General features: G+C 41.9%; 14 protein-coding genes. 10 read left to right on the top strand and 4 right to left on the bottom strand.

From position 1 onward, the window contains the following. The first annotated feature begins 107 nt into the window (after positions 1-107). The 3 genes from ES896_RS17110 to ES896_RS17100 are packed head-to-tail and all read left to right on the top strand — an operon-like array spanning position 108 to position 3,175. Complete coding sequence (locus ES896_RS17110) at positions 108-989, top strand: hypothetical protein (protein ID WP_135227092.1); 882 nt, start codon at positions 108-110, stop codon at positions 987-989. Continuing rightward, on the top strand, positions 952-1,557 hold the full coding sequence (locus ES896_RS17105) for a DUF4166 domain-containing protein (protein WP_135227091.1): 606 nt from the start codon (positions 952-954) through the stop codon (positions 1,555-1,557). Before ES896_RS17110 ends, ES896_RS17105 begins: the two co-directional genes overlap by 38 nt. Continuing rightward, on the top strand, positions 1,550-3,175 hold the full coding sequence (locus ES896_RS17100; protein ID WP_135227090.1) for a YndJ family protein: 1,626 nt from the start codon (positions 1,550-1,552) through the stop codon (positions 3,173-3,175). Before ES896_RS17105 ends, ES896_RS17100 begins: the two co-directional genes overlap by 8 nt. On the opposite strand, the gene ES896_RS17095 is transcribed toward ES896_RS17100, so the two are convergent. Next, positions 3,172-3,651 carry a hypothetical protein gene (locus ES896_RS17095; RefSeq protein ID WP_007500681.1) on the bottom strand — a complete coding sequence of 160 codons (480 nt, stop codon included), beginning with the start codon at positions 3,649-3,651 and terminating at the stop codon, positions 3,172-3,174. The two genes, ES896_RS17100 and ES896_RS17095, sit on opposite strands and share 4 nt — an antisense overlap. Before the next feature lie 264 nt (positions 3,652-3,915). Between ES896_RS17095 and csaA the strand changes: the two genes are divergently transcribed. The 3 genes from csaA to ES896_RS17080 all read left to right on the top strand — a co-directional run bounded on the left by csaA (position 3,916) and on the right by ES896_RS17080 (position 7,789). Beyond that, positions 3,916-4,248 (top strand): chaperone CsaA, encoded by a 333-nt coding sequence (gene csaA, locus ES896_RS17090; RefSeq protein WP_017367427.1) that lies wholly within the window; start codon positions 3,916-3,918, stop codon positions 4,246-4,248. 516 nt (positions 4,249-4,764) lie between these two features. Then, positions 4,765-6,156, top strand: coding sequence for an MFS transporter (locus ES896_RS17085; RefSeq protein WP_135227089.1), 1,392 nt, complete (start codon positions 4,765-4,767; stop codon positions 6,154-6,156). 25 nt (positions 6,157-6,181) lie between these two features. Beyond that, the gene (locus ES896_RS17080; protein ID WP_135227088.1) at positions 6,182-7,789 is read left to right on the top strand and encodes a glycoside hydrolase family 43 protein; all 1,608 of its coding nucleotides are present in this window, start codon (positions 6,182-6,184) and stop codon (positions 7,787-7,789) included. 46 nt (positions 7,790-7,835) lie between these two features. On the opposite strand, the gene xylR is transcribed toward ES896_RS17080, so the two are convergent. Then, a complete protein-coding gene (gene xylR, locus ES896_RS17075) occupies positions 7,836-8,996 on the bottom strand; it encodes a transcriptional repressor XylR (protein WP_047946553.1) in 1,161 nt (386 codons plus the stop codon). Between the two features lie 213 nt (positions 8,997-9,209). Here xylR and xylA point away from each other — a divergent pair, with 213 nt between their 5' ends. The 3 genes from xylA (at position 9,210) to ES896_RS17060 (ending at position 12,855) form a co-directional block, all read left to right on the top strand. Continuing rightward, positions 9,210-10,547, top strand: coding sequence for a xylose isomerase (gene xylA, locus ES896_RS17070; RefSeq protein WP_135227087.1), 1,338 nt, complete (start codon positions 9,210-9,212; stop codon positions 10,545-10,547). Between the two features lie 33 nt (positions 10,548-10,580). Beyond that, on the top strand, positions 10,581-12,074 hold the full coding sequence (xylB, locus tag ES896_RS17065; protein WP_135227086.1) for a xylulokinase: 1,494 nt from the start codon (positions 10,581-10,583) through the stop codon (positions 12,072-12,074). Between the two features lie 94 nt (positions 12,075-12,168). Further along, a complete protein-coding gene (locus ES896_RS17060) occupies positions 12,169-12,855 on the top strand; it encodes a glycoside hydrolase family 11 protein (RefSeq protein WP_007500674.1) in 687 nt (228 codons plus the stop codon). 46 nt (positions 12,856-12,901) lie between these two features. Here the strand turns inward: ES896_RS17060 and ES896_RS17055 are convergent, their stop codons facing one another. Both ES896_RS17055 and ES896_RS17050 read right to left on the bottom strand, forming a co-directional pair. Next, on the bottom strand, positions 12,902-14,941 hold the full coding sequence (locus ES896_RS17055) for a molybdopterin oxidoreductase family protein (protein WP_135227085.1): 2,040 nt from the start codon (positions 14,939-14,941) through the stop codon (positions 12,902-12,904). Positions 14,942-15,059: 118 nt separating this feature from the next. After that, positions 15,060-16,256: a cytochrome P450 gene (locus tag ES896_RS17050; protein ID WP_135227084.1), complete on the bottom strand. Its 1,197-nt coding sequence runs from the start codon at positions 16,254-16,256 to the stop codon at positions 15,060-15,062. 471 nt (positions 16,257-16,727) lie between these two features. Between ES896_RS17050 and proC the strand changes: the two genes are divergently transcribed. Further along, positions 16,728-17,525 (top strand): pyrroline-5-carboxylate reductase, encoded by a 798-nt coding sequence (gene proC / locus ES896_RS17045; RefSeq protein ID WP_240688397.1) that lies wholly within the window; start codon positions 16,728-16,730, stop codon positions 17,523-17,525. Positions 17,526-17,542 lie beyond the last annotated feature (17 nt).

Below are 17,542 nucleotides of genomic sequence, written 5' to 3'. Positions count from 1 at the left end.
AACAAATCAAAACATTTTTTGGGCAAAAAACCAATAAAGATTTGACAGTTTTGTGAAACATGGTATGCTTATTATGTGAAATAATTCACATAGAGGAGTAGAGGCAGATGAAAAGAAAGCCTGTTTATGTGGAAACAACCATTCAAGCACCTATTGAAAAAGTATGGGAGTATACGCAAAATCCAAAGCTTCATGAACAATGGGATTTGCGATTTTCGACCATTTCATTAAATGGACCTAGTGATGAACAGCCCCAATTCTTTTTGTATGAGAAACACCTTGGATTCGGCATTAGTGTAACTGGGACAGGAGCGTATCGAACGAGCGTGAAGGATGAGCGTCATGAAAGAGCATCCTCACTTCAATTTAAATCATCACACCCTTTGTCTTTCATCAAAGAAGGCGGAGGGTATTGGAAATACATGAAAACGAATGATCACATTGTGTTTCAAACGCAATTTGATTATGAAACAAAGGAAGGAAAAGGGTGGAAATGGGCAGACCGGTTCTTTTTTCGGCCAATGATGGGGGTTATGACTGCCTTTAGCTTTGGCGCATTAAAGACGTGGCTTGAAAAGGGCACGCATCCCCGTTTGCTGCTTGAGAGAACACTTGCCCATTATGGCATTTGTTTGTTGTTTGCCATCGTCTGGTTATGTCAAGCGATCATTCCTTTTTCACCTTCTGCTTTTGATCATAGCACCGGATTTCGATTGTTTTATGCGCTATTAGGTGTATCATGGCTCATGCCTAAACTGCCAAAAAAATATATATTTATCCTTCAAAGCATTTTTCTGCTACTGATGCTTGGTATAGGGATTTTATCGCCAGAAACGACTCTGCACGAGCCGCTGGTGCTGAGTGCATTTTTCATTTTATCCGTTGCAGGAATGATCAATTTAAAAGATTGTGTAGATGTGTTTTCAATCAAACGAAAAAGGGGAGGTAGACATGGTCGTTCATCATCATCAAGTAAAGGACTACGATAAGCTGCATCCAACATTAAAAGAACGTTATAACCGCGCGTTTACGGCCGAAGGCATCATGGAGGAAATAGGAGGCGGGACAAAGCTCATCCGATTGTTATTCAAAATCGGTCCATTGTTTCGCTGTTTTTTTCCTGAAAGAGGGCGAAATATTCCCTTCCAAATTGTGAACAAGCCTTTTACGACAAGTAAGGGAGAAGAAGGGATGCACTGGTTTCGAACGTTCTATTTTCCTGACAAGGAAAGACATTTTGATGCAGATATGATCATTGTTCAGAAGAGCCATCAAGTACTAGACTACTTTGGAAAACCTAGGCTTCTTGTGTCAGAGCTTCATTTTACAGTCACGGAAAAAGGATTCTTGCACATTCAATCAGGTAAGCAAAAGTTTTTGCTGTTTGGGCGGGAGTGGCCGCTCCCTTCTTGGCTTTATGGTGAATCTGATGTAACAGAAGGGTACGATGAGCGTGCAGGTGAGTATACGATTGATGTTCAAGTGAAAAATCGCCTTTTTGGCACTCTTTTTACGTATAAGGGCCGGTTTACGGAAAGGGTGTCATCTCATGAATAAATGGCATTTGATGTGTAGCATCGTGTTGATGGCTTGCTTTCTCCTTACACGTTTGACGACAGCTCCCATACCAGAATTTTTTGTTTTGATTGCGATTTTATTTTTTCTTCCCGCTTTCTTACACTTTTTTTATCAGGAAGAGAAGAAACGGCAGCAGAAGGGGCTGATCGGCTTCATAATGAAAGCCTTTCCAGTAGCAGCTCTATGTGCAACAGGCGCATTCATCTTTCACTCTCTTTGGCTTGCATTGGGATGGCTTTTCTTTACAATGATTCTGGCTTTATTTGGTTTCACCCGTTTGCTGAAAAGAGGGGCCCATCCGCTTCATGAGCTGATGATCGATGGCGCATGTATGTATATCGCTCTAGGTGGACTTTGGTTCTGGCTGTACATAGCAGATATACAAGTGATGACATTTTCACCGATGATTGTACTTTTGACCGCTATTCATTTTCATTATTCGGCTTTTTTTATCCCTATCTTTTATGGATTATTGGGGAGGCAGCGGAAAAAAGAGACGACGCTATACAAAGTGGGTGGCTGGGTTATTTTACTGTCGCCAGTGATGATTGCTGTTGGAATCAGCTATTCTCGCCTGTTTGATACGTTCAGCGTCGTTCTTTATGTGATCGCACTTTATTTGTATGGAATTTTATGTATGACAACTTCTTTTCGTTCAACTGTCGCAAAAGGGTTCGTTGTGTTTTCTAGCATCATGTTAATGGGAACGATCGTCCTATCATTCCTTTATTCTGCCGGAATGCTTTTACATGTTAGCTACATCAGCATGGATCAAATGATTTGGTTTCATGGCAGTATCAATGCAAGTTTGGTTATTTTACCAGGCCTCATTGGATGGTTGATTGAAAGACCAGCTGATCGATTGAAACAGAAGGAATTTCCGGTATCGAGAGTTCACGGTCGTTTTCAGGTCATGTCTTTTCAACATGACGACATGCAGCATGATGAGAAGATTGGTTTAGTCGATTCTCTTGACCAATTAAATGGAAAGGCATTTTCAGCAGAGAGTGTGTCACCTGTTATTCGCAGATTTTATGAGGACCCGATGTCCTTTAAGTTAAAAGCAGCCGTCTGTTTTCATTGGTGGGTAAGGCCGTTTGTCTTTTTGCTTCAACCTGTTTTTAGACAAATAGGACAGCTCTATTTAGGGTCATCACGAATGCCATATGAAATGCCGGGGAGTCTTTCAAGATTTCAACATCCTCTTGAAGAAAGGAAGAATGTACGTGTGTGGATCAGGCGCAATGAGAAAGGCGAGCAAGTCTTTTATGCGCTCTATGCTCAGCACCATGATGAAGAGACAGTCTATATGAATATTGCTTTGCCGCTTCCTTTTTCACAGCTTACGGCTATTTTAAAACCTTTGAATGAAAAGGAAGATTTTCTATTAAAAAGTAAAAGTCCAAAAGGCAGTACGGGTGATGAAGGATTGTATTTGCATACGTCTTTCATCACCATGAAACTGCCAATGGAAGAAAGCTTTCATATGAAACCGGAGACGGAAAAAAGTCTCACAGCAATTCATCAAATGAAGCTATTCGGTATTCCTTTTTTAACGATTCAGTATCAAATCGACAGTGAAAGCCACTCATCTTAATCAATGATGTCGCATGGTTCACCGTGACGAATGATGTTCACAATCGCTTGCCCATCACTCGGATGATGATCTGCATACTGTACTGGCAGTAAAGCAAAAAATACATAGTAGACTGAGAAGTAAGCAAATTGATAGAAAAATTGATGTTCTGGCAGGAAATCGTTGGCGATCATTGTGTTCAATATGAGAACACTGAGCAGGTTGCATAATGATCCGCCTAAGTAGACAAGAATGTGTGAGAAACGGTTATTTCTCCTCATTTCTTCATAGTGGCAAAATGCATCAAGAAAATAGATTCTTCTAATTTCAACGACGCCTATTTTCAATACTTTTTTGCCTCGGCCAAGCGCAAACGAAACCTTTGCTCCAAACAGCCAGGCGACTACAATATGGCCCAGCTGATGCAAGATGGCAACGATAGGAAGAATGACGAAAAACGACCAGCAAAACGTCCACATATCTGATAATGTAAACAAGTGTTAACCCTCCCTGGAATATTCGAGAGGAAGCAGTAGGATTATTTGCCATTTTACCGAATTCATTTTCATGATGCAAACATTTAATAGACTACTATAAAATGATTATGTAAACTAAAAAATTTCAATCAATAGGCTTTTTAACCCTTTCTTTTAGAAGAGTAGGGTGTGCTACAATTAAGAAATTAGTGGAAGACAAGTGGTCATCTAGCAGAAGAAAAATGTGACCTTTTTTATGAAAGATTGAAAGGGAGAGAGATTCTAATGGCAGATATTGAACAGTTTTTAGCGTTAGACATTCGTGTTGGGACGATAGTAGAAGCAGAGTTCTTTGCAGAAGCGAGAGTGCCTGCTTTCAAGCTGAAGATTGACTTTGGGGATGAGATTGGCATAAAACAATCTAGTGCACAGCTGACAAAACGTTATCAGGCTGAGAATCTCACTGGGAAACAAATTATTGCAGTGGTCAATTTCCCGCCAAGAAGAATTGCCGGGTTTAAATCAGAGGTGCTTGTCTTAGGAGGCATGCCGTCAAAAGAAGACGTTGTTTTGCTTGCCACAGATGAGCCGGTTGAAAATGGCACCAAAATAGGGTAAGAAAAAAGACATCTTCATCAGAAGATGTCTTTTGCGTATTGAGGCGGAATAACCACACGCCACATTCGTGTGTGTCTCAAAGAGACGTGTTACCCGACTTACACAATTCAGCTCATCGCTTGATTAATATAGCATGGGATTGGTATGAATGCAACCATTATTTGAGTTCTCTTTGATTTTGGAAGATAAAAAGAGATTCATATCCTCATATCATAGAAAAAATGACAAGAAATCAATTATTTGGATTATTTTTTCAAAAAATATTGAAAAGTCAGATCATATTTTATAAAATGAATTCATCTTAGTTTGTTTAATCGATAAACTAAGATGGCGATCATCTATTGATCTATTGTTTAAAGCGAATGATTTGCTGCTATGTGGGCTAAGCTGAAAGAAAGAGATGTTCAGCTTCATTTTTACAACGAATTGAAAGCGCTTTATTTTTGACCTATTGATTGCTGCTGCCCTGCACCATCTGTCCGTTAGAAGAGGCTAAGTGAAGAAGGGAGAAAACTCATGGTGAGTGAGAATTTAAAGAAGATTCGTATGTCTGAAAAAGTGGGGTATGCTTCAGGAGATTTCGCATGTAATTTAATTTATGCAACTGTCTCTACGTATCTATTATTTTTTTATACGGATGTGTATGGATTATCAGCAGCAGCTGCAGGGACGATGTTTTTGGTGGTTCGGGCCATCGATGCGCTTGCAGATCCGTTTATTGGGGCGATGGTTGACCGAACGAACAGCCGTTTTGGCCGGTTTAGACCTTATTTGTTATTTGGTGCGTTACCTTTTGCCGTTCTTGCTATTCTTTGTTTTACGACACCGGATTTTTCCGAAATGGGAAAACTCATTTATGCGTACATCACGTATGTTGGTTTATCGCTTACATACACGTTCATCAATGTTCCTTATGGTGCTTTAACTTCCGCAATGACAAGAAATAACCAAGAGGTCGTCAGTATTACGTCTGTTCGTATGCTTTTTGCAAATCTCGGTGGTTTAGTTGTTGCTTTTTTTGTTCCGTTTCTTGCGACGTTTTTGAGTGATACAACAGGAAATACAGCACTTGGCTGGCAGATCACGATGGCATTTCTCGGTGTACTTGGGGGCGGATTACTGATTTTCTGTTTTAAAAGTACGAATGAGCGCGTCACACTTCAAAAGCCAGAGGAAAAGATCAAGTTCAGTGATCTCTTTGTCCAGTTACGAGTGAATCGTCCGCTTGTTGTGTTAAGCATTTTCTTTATCATTATCTTTGGTGTGAACTCGATCAGCAACTCTGTTGGGATCTATTATGTGACATATAACCTCGGCAGAGAAGATTTAGTGAAGTGGTACGGCCTGATTGGCAGTCTGCCAGCCTTAATGGTGCTGCCATTTATACCTAAGCTGCACAAACTGTTAGGAAAGAAAAGGCTGCTGAATTATTCGCTTTTGCTGAATATCGTTGGTCTTCTTGCTTTACTTGTGATACCGCCGAGCCAAATTGTGCTCATTCTTCTTTTCAGGCTAGTCGCTGCAGCTGGGAGTATTACGGCTGGCGCTTACATGTGGGCGCTTATTCCTGAAACTGTAGAATACGGTGAATATAAAACAGGAAAAAGAATGGGTGGATTGATCTACGCAGTGATTGGCTTCTTCTTTAAATTTGGTATGGCATTAGGTGGCATCGTTCCAGGACTTGTCCTTGATCGATTTGGTTATATAGCAAACCAAGTGCAAACACCAGAAGCATTGCTGGGCATTTTAATCACCACAAGCGTTATCCCTGCCTGCTTACTTGTGTTAGCGATGATTGATATTCACTTTTATAGCCTTGATGAAGAAAAACATAAACAAGTTGTGAGAGAGCTTGAGAACAGGGATAAAGTATATGTCGATCACATCGACGATTTTAAAATGTAGTGTCAGCAAAAGAGGAGGAAATTCAATGAACATTACCAATCCAGTGCTAAGAGGGTTTAACCCTGACCCAAGTATTTGCCGTGCGGGAGAGGATTATTACATGGCGGTTTCTACATTTGAATGGTTCCCGGGGGTGCAAATTTATCACTCAAAGGATCTCGTCCACTGGCGGCTCGCCGCGCGTCCCTTGCAAAAAACTTCTCAACTCGATATGAAAGGAAATCCTGATTCCGGCGGGGTATGGGCGCCGTGTTTAAGTTATGCGGATGGTCAGTTTTGGCTCATCTATTCAGATATTAAAGTAGTAGATGGTCCGTTTAAGGATGGTCATAATTATTTGGTCACAGCTGATGCAGTAGATGGCGAGTGGAGCGATCCGGTTCGGCTCAATAGTTCTGGGTTTGATCCTTCCTTGTTCCATGATCCAAGCGGAAAGAAATACGTGTTGAATATGCTGTGGGACCATCGAGAAAAACATCACTCCTTTGCAGGTATAGCCTTGCAGGAATATAGTGTATCTGAAAAAAAACTGGTCGGTGAGCGGAAGGTCATTTTTAAAGGCACGCCAATCAAACTGACAGAAGCCCCGCATCTTTATTACATCAATGATGTCTATTATTTATTAACAGCTGAAGGGGGAACACGTTACGAACATGCAGCCACAATCGCCCGTTCCTCGCGTATTGATGGGCCGTACGAGGTTCATCCTGACAACCCAATTTTAACGGCTTTTCACACGCCTAGCCATCCACTACAAAAATGCGGGCATGCTTCCATTGTACAAACGCATACAAATGAATGGTATTTGGCTCATCTGACTGGCCGCCCAATTCATTCAAGTAAGGAATCCATTTTTCAGCAAAGAGGCTGGTGCCCTTTAGGAAGAGAGACGGCCATACAAAAGCTTGAATGGAAAGATGGCTGGCCGTATGTGGTAGGCGGAAAAGAAGGGATGCTAGAGGTTGAAGCGCCTGCTATGAGCGTAAAAGAGTTTTCTCCAACCTATCACATAGTCGATGAATTTAAAGATTCATCGTTAAATAGACATTTCCAAACTTTAAGAATCCCATTTACGGATCAGATTGGTTCAGTGACGGAAAATCCTCATCATTTAAGGCTGTATGGGCAGGAATCTTTAACGTCTAAATTTACCCAAGCGTTTGTTGCGAGGCGCTGGCAAAGCTTTTATTTTGAAGCAGAGACAGCGGTTTCCTTCTTTCCAGAAAACTTTCAGCAAGCGGCAGGTCTTGTGAATTATTATAATACGGAAAATTGGACTGCACTTCAGGTGACTTATGACGAGGCGCTTGGTCGTATCCTTGAATTATCTGTGTGTGAAAATCTGGCCTTTTCTCAGCCGCTAATCAAAAAAATTATCATCCCAGACGAGATTCCGTATGTGTATTTAAAAGTGACCGTTCAAAGAGAGACGTACACGTATTCTTATTCTTTTGATCAACAAGAGTGGGAAAAAATAGATATAACGCTTGAATCGACCCATTTATCAGATGATTTTATTCGAGGAGGGGGATTCTTTACAGGGGCTTTTGTCGGAATGCAGTGCCAAGACACAAGCGGCGAACATCTGCCTGCCGATTTTAAGTATTTTCGATACGAAGAAACAACTGAATAAAAAAAGACAACACTCTAAAGGCTGTCTCTCTTTAACATGTATTCCATTATGGTGAAGGCGTGACATCTCGCAAAAAAGCTTCAGTGACAAGAGATGTCATCCCTAAGGCTGGTGCGTTTTGTCCTAATGACGAAGGGAGTAGCTCCACCCGTGAGCTGAATTGTGCATCCATTCTAGAGGATACTTCATCTTGAATGACACTTAGAACGGCCTGCTCAGATTCAATGACCTTGTTTCGTAAAATAACGGCTTGTGGGTTGAAGGTATGCAGAACGTTTGTGAGACCTACCCCAATGTAAAAGCCAAAGTTACGCAAGGCATTGAGTGTCTTCATATCATTTAACTTCGCCAGCCGCTCAATATCTTGATAGGTGAATGGCTGACCATCTGTTTGGAGCGATTGGAACAGTGCTTTCTCAGATGCATACAGTTCCCAGCAACCACGATTTCCGCAGCTACATGTCGGTCCATTAAAGTCGATCGTCATATGTCCCATTTCACCAGAAAAACCATTTGTGCCTCTATATAAATGATGATTGATAATGATGCCTATTCCAATACCAGTGCCGATACTTGCATAGATCAGATGGTCATAATGTTTAGCAGCACCAAAGATTTTTTCACCGTACGCACCGGCATTTGCTTCATTCTCGATAAAAACCGGTACTTGGAATGTGTCTTGGAGACTTGTTTTTAGATCGACATTTTTCCATTTTGAATGAGGCGTAAACACAATTTGTTCATCTGCATCGACCAGACCAGGTATACAAATCCCTATACCAATCAGCCCGTATGGAGAAGAAGGAATGTGTGAACGTAACTGCTGAATCAATTCAATTAAAATACGGACGGTCACATCAGGTGTGCTGGATGGGAGCTTGAGCTGCTCATTATGAATAATCGACCCTTCAAGGTCTGTTAAAATGCCGTTGACATAATCAACACCGACATCAATGCCGATAGAGTAACCTGCACGTTTATTAAACATGAGAAGCACGGGTCTTCTTCCGCCGCTAGATTCGCCTTGACCGATTTCATAAACAAGATGTTCTTTCATTAATGTACTCACTTGAGAAGAAACGGTCGATTTATTTAACCCAGTGCGTTCAGATAATTTTGCTCTGGAAATTGGTGCATGGTGCAGAATTTCGTTTAGCAATAGCTTTTGATTTATTTTTTTCACAAAGTTCTGATCCGCAATATCCATTGTATCCACTCCATTTGTTTCGTCTTTAGATTAAGTGAAGAAAAGCCATTTTTTGTCGAGTTCATTCTCTATAAAACATGCTTTTCACTTTATTATAACGAAAATATTTCTAAAAAACTAAAAAATATGGAAAATTCAAAGAGATTAGTTGGTCAACTCGTTCATTTGTTTGTTGAATCAACTTACTAAGTGAATATATAGGGGGAATCACTTATGGTCAAATCAAATATGACTTCGTTAAGTCGTTTACAGGGGATTGGCAACATTCAATATGAAGGAAAACATTCAAAGAACCCATTCGCATTTAAATATTATGATCCGAGCGAAATGATTGGCGGAAAATCAATGAAAGATCACCTGCGATTCTCCGTCGCTTATTGGCATACACTGACTGCTGATGGAACAGACATGTTTGGAACTGGCACGATGAAAAGAGCTTGGGATTCTTATAGCGGAATGGATTTGGCGAAAGCTAGATTGGAAGTGGCCTTTCAGCTCTTTGATCTATTGGATGTTCCGTATTTTTCATTCCATGACCGTGATATTGCACCAGAGGGCGACACGCTTCAAGAGACCAATCAGCAGTTAGACATCATCATAGAAAGAATGAAAGACTACATGCAGCAAAGCGGGGTTCGGCTTCTATGGAACACGGCTAATATGTTTAAGCATCCAAGATTTGTTCACGGTGCAGCGACATCCTGTCATGCAGATGTATTTGCCTATGCAGCTGCACAAGTGAAAAAGGGCATCGAAACAGCAAAGGAACTCGGCGCAGAAAATTATGTTTTCTGGGGAGGACGAGAGGGTTACGACACACTGCTGAATACAGATATGAAAAGAGAACTTGACCATATGGCGGCCTTTTTGCATATGGCGGTCGATTATGCAAAAGAAATTGGATTTACAGGTCAATTTTTAATTGAGCCAAAGCCGAAGGAACCGACAACTCATCAATATGATACGGATGCAGCGACATCAATCGCCTTTTTAAAACAATATGGATTGGATACACACTTTAAATTAAATATCGAGGCCAATCATGCGACATTAGCGGGTCATACGTTTGAGCATGAGCTGCGTGTAGCAAGAATTCATGGACTGCTCGGTTCCGTTGATGCCAACCAAGGAAACTCCCTTCTAGGCTGGGACACTGATGAATTCCCAACGGATTTATATGCCACAACACTCGCCATGTATGAAATTTTGCAAAATGGCGGACTTGGAACAGGCGGTCTCAATTTTGATGCAAAAGTCAGAAGAGCCTCCTTTGAACTGGAAGATCTTCTGTATGCCCATATTGCGGGGATGGATGCATTCGCAAAAGGGTTGCGGGTGGCTCATAGACTCATAGAAGACCGCGTGTTTGAAGATGTGATCAAGCATCGGTACCGCAGTTTTTCTGAAGGAATTGGACGGGAGATTTCAGAAGGAACGGCAAACTTTCATACATTAGAAGAATATGCACTGAAACATCCGCTCATCAGAAACGAATCTGGCAGAGAGGAACAGCTGAAAGCCAGATTGAATCAATATTTGTTAGAAGATTAATGGAGCAGGCGGATGTTTTGAAGGAGTGAACACATGAAGTATGTGATGGGAATTGATCTTGGAACGAGCGGAGTCAAAGCGATATTAGTAGATGAGAGCGGGAGGGTATGCTGTGAGACGACTAAATCTTACCGCCTCATTCAAAGCAAACCAGGTTATTGTGAGCAAAATCCTGAAGACTGGGTAGAGCAGACGATGGCCGCGATGACAGAACTTATGGAGAGAAAGCCTGTTCAGTCAAGGCAAGTAGAAGGCATCAGTTTTTCTGGACAAATGCACGGACTTGTTTTATTGGATGAATCCCTTCAAGTGCTCAGGCCTGCCATCTTGTGGAATGACACAAGAACAACACCGCAATGCGTGCGCATGACAGAAAAGCTAGGAGGCAGGCTGCAAGCGATCACAAAAAATCAGGCGTTAGAAGGGTTTACACTGCCAAAGTTGTTATGGGTAAAGGAACATGAACCAGAAATTGATCAACGAATCCATTTGTTTTTACTTCCAAAAGATTATGTCAGATATCGATTAACCGGCGCTATTCATATGGACTATTCTGATGCGGCTGGTACGTTACTGTTGGATATGGGAGAACAAACATGGAGCGAGGAGATTTGTCAAAGCTTTGATATTCCGATTCGTATTTGCCCGCCACTCGTTTCATCGGAGGCGGAGGTTGGAACACTCTTGCCGCAGATCGCAAAGGTAACCGGGATGACAGAAGAGGTGAAGGTTTTTGCGGGTGGAGCGGATAATGCTTGCGGTGCCATTGGCGCCGGCATTTTATCATCAGGTCACACATTATGCAGCATTGGTACATCAGGTGTCATTCTTTCCTATGAAGAAAATCATAACAGAGAGCTGAATGGAAACTTGCATTTGTTCCATCATGCAAAAAAAGACGCTTTTTATACAATGGGAGTCACTTTGTCAGCAGGTTATAGCCTCGATTGGATTAAATCTTTACTTGCTCCGAATGAGTCGTTTAAAGCCCTTTTAGCCGGAGCAAAGGATATAGCGCCTGGCGCAAATGGATTGCTATTTACGCCATATTTAGTTGGGGAAAGAACGCCTCATGCAGATTCAGTCATTCGTGGAAGCTTCATTGGATTAGACAGCCGGCATGAAAAAGCGCATATGGTTAGAGCTGTGCTTGAAGGAATCACTTTTTCATTAAATGAATCGATCGCTTTATTCAGGCAGGCCGGAAAAAGAATAGATGCTATTGTGTCCATTGGTGGAGGTGCGAGAAGTCATACATGGCTTCAAATGCAGGCAGACATTTTTCAAGCTGAGGTGATTCAGCTTGAAAATGAGCAAGGGCCCGCGTTAGGTGCAGCGATGCTTGCAGCAGTTGGATGCGGCTGCTACGAGTCACTTGAGGCGTGCGCGGATCAGTTTATCCATCAAGCGGCCGTATTTACACCAAATCAACAGCATGTCGATGTATATGATCATCTCTTTCGTTTGTATCAAAGCATTTATACAAACACAAGAGACATTCATGCGGGTCTAGCACAGTATCGATAATCTAGTAGTGAGTGGGGGCATGAAAGGAGGTGATGAATTCGTTTCATCTTAGAGATGACAGAATCAAAAGGATGAAAAAGGAGAGGAATGGAAGATGAATTTGAGAAAATTAAGACTGTTGTTTGTGATGTGTATTGGACTGACGCTTATACTGACGGCTGTACCAGCCCATGCGAGAACCATTACGAATAATGAAATGGGTAACCATAGCGGGTACGATTATGAATTATGGAAGGACTACGGAAACACTTCGATGACACTCAATAACGGCGGGGCATTTAGTGCAGGCTGGAACAATATCGGAAATGCTTTATTTAGAAAAGGGAAAAAGTTTGATTCCACTAGAACTCACCATCAGCTTGGCAACATCTCCATCAATTACAACGCAAGTTTTAACCCAGGCGGGAATTCCTATCTATGTGTCTATGGCTGGACACAATCTCCATTAGCAGAATACTACATTGTTGATTCATGGGGCACGTATCGTCCAACAGGAGCGTATAAAGGATCATTTTATGCTGATGGAGGCACATATGACATTTATGAAACAACCCGTGTCAATCAGCCTTCCATTATCGGGATCGCAACCTTCAAGCAATATTGGAGTGTACGTCAAACGAAACGTACAAGCGGAACGGTCTCCGTCAGTGCGCATTTTAGAAAATGGGAAAGCTTAGGGATGCCAATGGGGAAAATGTATGAAACGGCATTTACTGTAGAAGGCTACCAAAGTAGCGGAAGTGCAAATGTGATGACCAATCAGCTGTTTATTGGCAACTAAAAAAGTCAAAGAAAAGAGCCGGGAGCAAAACTCCTGGCTTTTTCTATCATAATTTTTCAACTTCGACTCTGCCGGAAAAGAACGTCGCACCACCGCCCATATCTGCCAAACGATCAGGTGTGAGGCCATTCACCAAATGTTTTTTGCCTTTTTGGTCTGCCCATAATCCCTGACTGACAACAACACCAGATAACACATTTTGTCCGACTGACACGATCAGCTCGCATTCTCCTCGATCATTCAGCACACGAACCATGTCCCCATCTTCAATCTGTCTTTCTTTTGCATCTTGTTCATTCATATGAAGCTTCGGAAATTTCTCAAGCTTTTGATGCTTCTCATGAAGAGAGAAGGTGGAATTAAGAAAATTATGGTTTGGTCCCGGTATAAACGTTAGTGGATAATCACTTTCCTTGAATAAAGGTACATAGGTTGGAAGGGCTGGATATCCATCTTTTTTCATTTGTTCAGAGTAAAGCTCAATTTTCCCGCTTGGGGTAGGGAGCTTTAAATCTTCGAAAGGCCCTCGTTTTGCTTTGATCCACTTTTTCTCTTTTAACGCTTGATATGAAATGTTTTCATAGTGCGGGTTTTCAGGATGATGAAGAGCTTGTTCCATTAGTTCCGCATCTGTCTCTTTAAAGGCTTCATCTTCAAAGCCCATCGCATGAGCCAAAAGACGAAACACTTCAGTGTTTGATTTGCTTTCTCCATAACGTTCTATAACAGGTTCTTGAATTTGAATGTAATGATGCCAGTAAGAAGTATAAAAATCCTCGTTTTCAAAGGCAGATGTCGCTGGCAGAACAATATCCGCATAAGTAGCTGTCTCTGTCATGAACAAGTCATGGACAACCGTAAATAAGTCTTCCCGCATTAAACCGTCTCTTACTTTATTTGCTTCAGGTGTCACAACAGCCGGGTTGCAAGAGTAGACAAAAAGAGAATCAATAGAAGGTTCTGCGTTCGTTAGCACGCTGCCCAGCTGATTCATATTAAATGTTCTAGGTTCGCGTTCCTTTAATAATTCCGGTCGCTGAAGAGCGGTTTCATTATAACTAAGAAAAGAAGAGTTCGATTTCATCGCACCGCCGCCTTTGTGCAGCCATTGACCGGTGAGGGCAGGGAGGCAGGAGATGGTTCGAATACTCATGCCGCCATTATCGTGATGCTGAAGCCCATTGCCAATACGAATGAGAGACGGCGTTGTCTCTGCGTACATTCTCGCAAGTGTGATGATGTCTTCTTTTGGGACACCCGTGATCTGTTCGACTGTTTCTGGATCGTACTGCTTCACATGCTCGCGAAGTTCATTGTGACCGACCGTGTAAGTCTCTAAAAATGACGCATCTGTGCGGTCTTCTTTAAAAAGGACATGCATGATCCCAAGAGCTAGCGCACTGTCAGTGCCAGGGCGAAGCGGAATGAACCAATCTGCCATCCGGCCCGTTTGGTTTTTGTGCACATCAATGACGACAATTTTAGCCCCTTGCTTTCGAGCTTTTTGTGCCAACGTGATTTGATGCATATTGGTTGAAACCGCATTGATGCCCCAAAAGATAAATAGTTTCGTATGAATGGTATCTTCTGGATCTGTCCCGATGCTTGCGCCCATTGTATATTTATAGCCAGTTGTTCCGGCTGACTGACAAATGGTTCGGTCTAGCTGACTTGAGCCAAGTCGATAGAAAAAGCGGCGGTCCATTCCTTCTGCATTAAGATTCCCCATATTCCCATAGAAGCTGTAAGGCAAAATGCTTTCTGGTCCTTTTTCTTCGATCAGCTTTGTCCATTTTTGACGAATGGTTTCAATCGCTTCTTCCCACGTAATTGGTGCAAACTGCCGGTCACCTTTTTGACCTACACGTTTTAATGGCGTTGTCAGACGTTTTTCATCATATAAACGAGCTGTGACATTCCGCACTTTATTGCAAATGTTTCCCTGAGTGACTGGATGATCTGGATCTCCTTGAACTTTAACGATCTTTCCGTTCTCTTTATGTATTAAAAGACCGCACTGATCAGGGCAATCTAACGAACAAACTGATTTGAATATTCCGTCTTTCATTGCTGTGTAATCGGTCATACGTTTAGCTTCCTTTCCGAATTCCGTGATCACTGTACATATGGACTTTATTTTAGCATGTTCAGAGCAGGAAGGTAAGGATAAGCATATGAAAAAAAGCCCCTGATGAAAGGGGCTTTTAAAAACGGGTGACCTGCACAGGGAATTCTTTGACCCCAAAAACAAACGTGCTTTGAATTGGTTTCAGCTGATCTGCCGCACGGGTGATTTCTCGAAACGTACGGAGTAAAATCTCAAGTGCTAGATGAGCCTCAAGCCGGGCGAGAGGAGCACCAAGACAAAAATGGATGCCGAAGCCAAAGCTCAAATGCGGATTTGATTTTCTGTCAAGACGAAACGTATCTGGATCGTCAAACTTCCGTTCATCACGATTCGCAGATGCCACCCAGCTGATGAGATAGTCTCCTTTTTCAATGTGAGAACCGGCAATCTGAACATCCTCTGCTGCAACTCGCCCAATCGCTTGAACAGGCGGATAATAGCGCAGCGTTTCCTCCGTCAATTGAGGAATGAGAGACAGGTCTTGCCGCACTGATTCGGCGATATGCGGCTGTTCTGTTAAAAGTCGTACGGAATTTGTGATTAAATTCGTTGTTGTTTCATTACCAGCAACGAGTAAGAGTATACAAAAGCCAAGCAGTTCATTTTCTGATAAACGCTCACCGTCAATTTCCGCTTGGATGAGAAGGGAGATTAAATCATCGGCTGGCGTTTCTTTTCGTTTTTGGATCAAATGAGCAAAGTACGCTGACAGCTCTTTTTCTGCTTGTTTTTGCATGTCGACAACGGCTTGAATAGCTTCTTTTGAATCGTCTTTGGCTCCTGCAACTAGAGCATCTGAATGCTTTTTGATCAGCTCTCTGTCTTTCACTTCTGCACCGAGAAGCTCGGCGATGATCATGACAGGTAGGGGAGCGGCCAGATCTTGCACAATATCGAAGGTCCGTTGATCCTTTACTTGATGTAATAGATCATGGGTCAAGTCTTTGATCTTTTCTTCTATTTGTTTGATCGCTTTTGGCGTGAAGGCTTTATTGACGAGTGCTCTCATTTTGGTATGTTTTGGAGGGTCCATTGTTAAAATACTCGTTTTAGATGTACTTCTTCCTCGCTGTGATGAAAACACTTTTGGCTGCTTCAGAACGGACTGAATATCAGCATATCGAAAGAGATCCCAGCACTTTCTCGTTTCATCGTATCGAATATCACCCTGCGATCGTAATTCATTGTAGATAGGGAATGGGAAAAGAAGGTCATCAGTAGATCGGATTTCTTTCATTGGGATGACATTGACGTAATTTTCTTTTACTTTCATTATGAACGCTCCTTTTTCACTTGATTTCCCTTTCACGGTATCACCACGAAAAACGCATTTCAACGGACATGTTTTCTAAAATATGTCAATAGTCTAATCGAAAGATTCAAACACATTCATCCTATAGGAAAATAGATAGTCATCAAAAATGATAGCGCTTTCTAAAAACTAGAATTGAAGTCACCGAAACCAAAAATAAAATGGTGAATTCAGTCGAACGAAAGGGTACTATGATTCAAATCTATATAGTTCTTTTGATCTAAATTGATGATTTAAAAAAACACGGCTAACATACATACCGCAAGCTGTTCAGCGTGTATTCGGGACTTTTGAAAAGCGCTGGCTCTTTCTTGACACGATTTCTCATCATGTTACGATAACTAACGTGCGAAAAACACGAACAAAAAGCGAACAAGGGAGAGGATCAATATCATTGATCAAAAGAAAGTTGCTTTCATTGGAGCAGGTTCTATGGCGGAAGGAATGATTGCAGGTATTGTGCGATCAGGTCAGATGCCGCTCAGCCAAATTTACGCAACAAACAAGCAAAATAAGCAGCGATTAAACGAACTAACGAAACGCTACGGAATCCAAACAGCCACAATGGATTCATTTCCTTTTGAAGAAATGGATATGTTGATCCTGGCGATGAAGCCAAAGGATGCTGAAACAGCACTTGAATCATTAAAACCTCATATTCAGAAAGATCAGCTCATCCTGTCTGTACTTGCAGGTGTGAAATCATCGTATATTGAAGACATGCTGCATGAAGGGCAGCCTGTTATGCGAGTAATGCCAAATACGTCAAGTACGATTGGGGCGTCGGCGACCGCTTTATCTGCTGGACGTTATGTGAAAAATGAACATGTAAGCACGAGTCGGGCTCTTTTATCTGAAATGGGAGAAGTGTATACCATTCAGGAAGAGCAAATGGATATTTTCACAGGAATTGCCGGAAGCGGTCCAGCTTATTTTTATTTCTTAATGGAAAGAATCGAAGAAGCTGGAGAAGAAGCTGGCTTATCAAAAGAAATGTCCCGTCAAATCGGTACACAGACACTTCTCGGTGCAGCGAAGATGCTGCAAGAAACAGCTGAAAACCCTTCTGTCCTCAGAGAAAAAATTACGTCACCTAATGGAACAACTGCTGCAGGACTAGATGCATTAGATGATTTTGGCGGAGGAGAAGCCATCAAGCAGGCTGTCAAACATGCCGCCAATCGATCAAAAGAAATAAGTGAACAGCAAAAACAAAAAGTAACGATATAAATAGAGCCTCAATACAG

This window comes from Bacillus sp. 005/A4HT-01/001 (assembly GCF_004634445.1).
In the GTDB taxonomy this organism is placed as follows: Bacteria; Bacillota; Bacilli; order Bacillales; family Bacillaceae; genus Bacillus; species Bacillus altitudinis.
This window is presented reverse-complemented; position numbering and strand designations above follow the sequence as displayed.

What these genes read in the sequence shown, in the direction of transcription:
- ES896_RS17110 (WP_135227092.1), top strand. Translation starts at nt 108, where the DNA reads ATGAAAAGAAAGCCTGTTTATGTGGAAACAACCATTCAAGCACCTATT.
- ES896_RS17105 (WP_135227091.1), top strand. Translation starts at nt 952, where the DNA reads ATGGTCGTTCATCATCATCAAGTAAAGGACTACGATAAGCTGCATCCA.
- ES896_RS17100 (WP_135227090.1), top strand. Translation starts at nt 1,550, where the DNA reads ATGAATAAATGGCATTTGATGTGTAGCATCGTGTTGATGGCTTGCTTT.
- csaA (WP_017367427.1), top strand. Translation starts at nt 3,916, where the DNA reads ATGGCAGATATTGAACAGTTTTTAGCGTTAGACATTCGTGTTGGGACG.
- ES896_RS17085 (WP_135227089.1), top strand. Translation starts at nt 4,765, where the DNA reads ATGGTGAGTGAGAATTTAAAGAAGATTCGTATGTCTGAAAAAGTGGGG.
- ES896_RS17080 (WP_135227088.1), top strand. Translation starts at nt 6,182, where the DNA reads ATGAACATTACCAATCCAGTGCTAAGAGGGTTTAACCCTGACCCAAGT.
- xylR (WP_047946553.1), bottom strand. Translation starts at nt 8,996, where the DNA reads ATGGATATTGCGGATCAGAACTTTGTGAAAAAAATAAATCAAAAGCTA.
- xylA (WP_135227087.1), top strand. Translation starts at nt 9,210, where the DNA reads ATGGTCAAATCAAATATGACTTCGTTAAGTCGTTTACAGGGGATTGGC.
- xylB (WP_135227086.1), top strand. Translation starts at nt 10,581, where the DNA reads ATGAAGTATGTGATGGGAATTGATCTTGGAACGAGCGGAGTCAAAGCG.
- ES896_RS17060 (WP_007500674.1), top strand. Translation starts at nt 12,169, where the DNA reads ATGAATTTGAGAAAATTAAGACTGTTGTTTGTGATGTGTATTGGACTG.
- ES896_RS17055 (WP_135227085.1), bottom strand. Translation starts at nt 14,941, where the DNA reads ATGACCGATTACACAGCAATGAAAGACGGAATATTCAAATCAGTTTGT.
- ES896_RS17050 (WP_135227084.1), bottom strand. Translation starts at nt 16,256, where the DNA reads ATGAAAGTAAAAGAAAATTACGTCAATGTCATCCCAATGAAAGAAATC.
- proC (WP_240688397.1), top strand. Translation starts at nt 16,728, where the DNA reads ATGGCGGAAGGAATGATTGCAGGTATTGTGCGATCAGGTCAGATGCCG.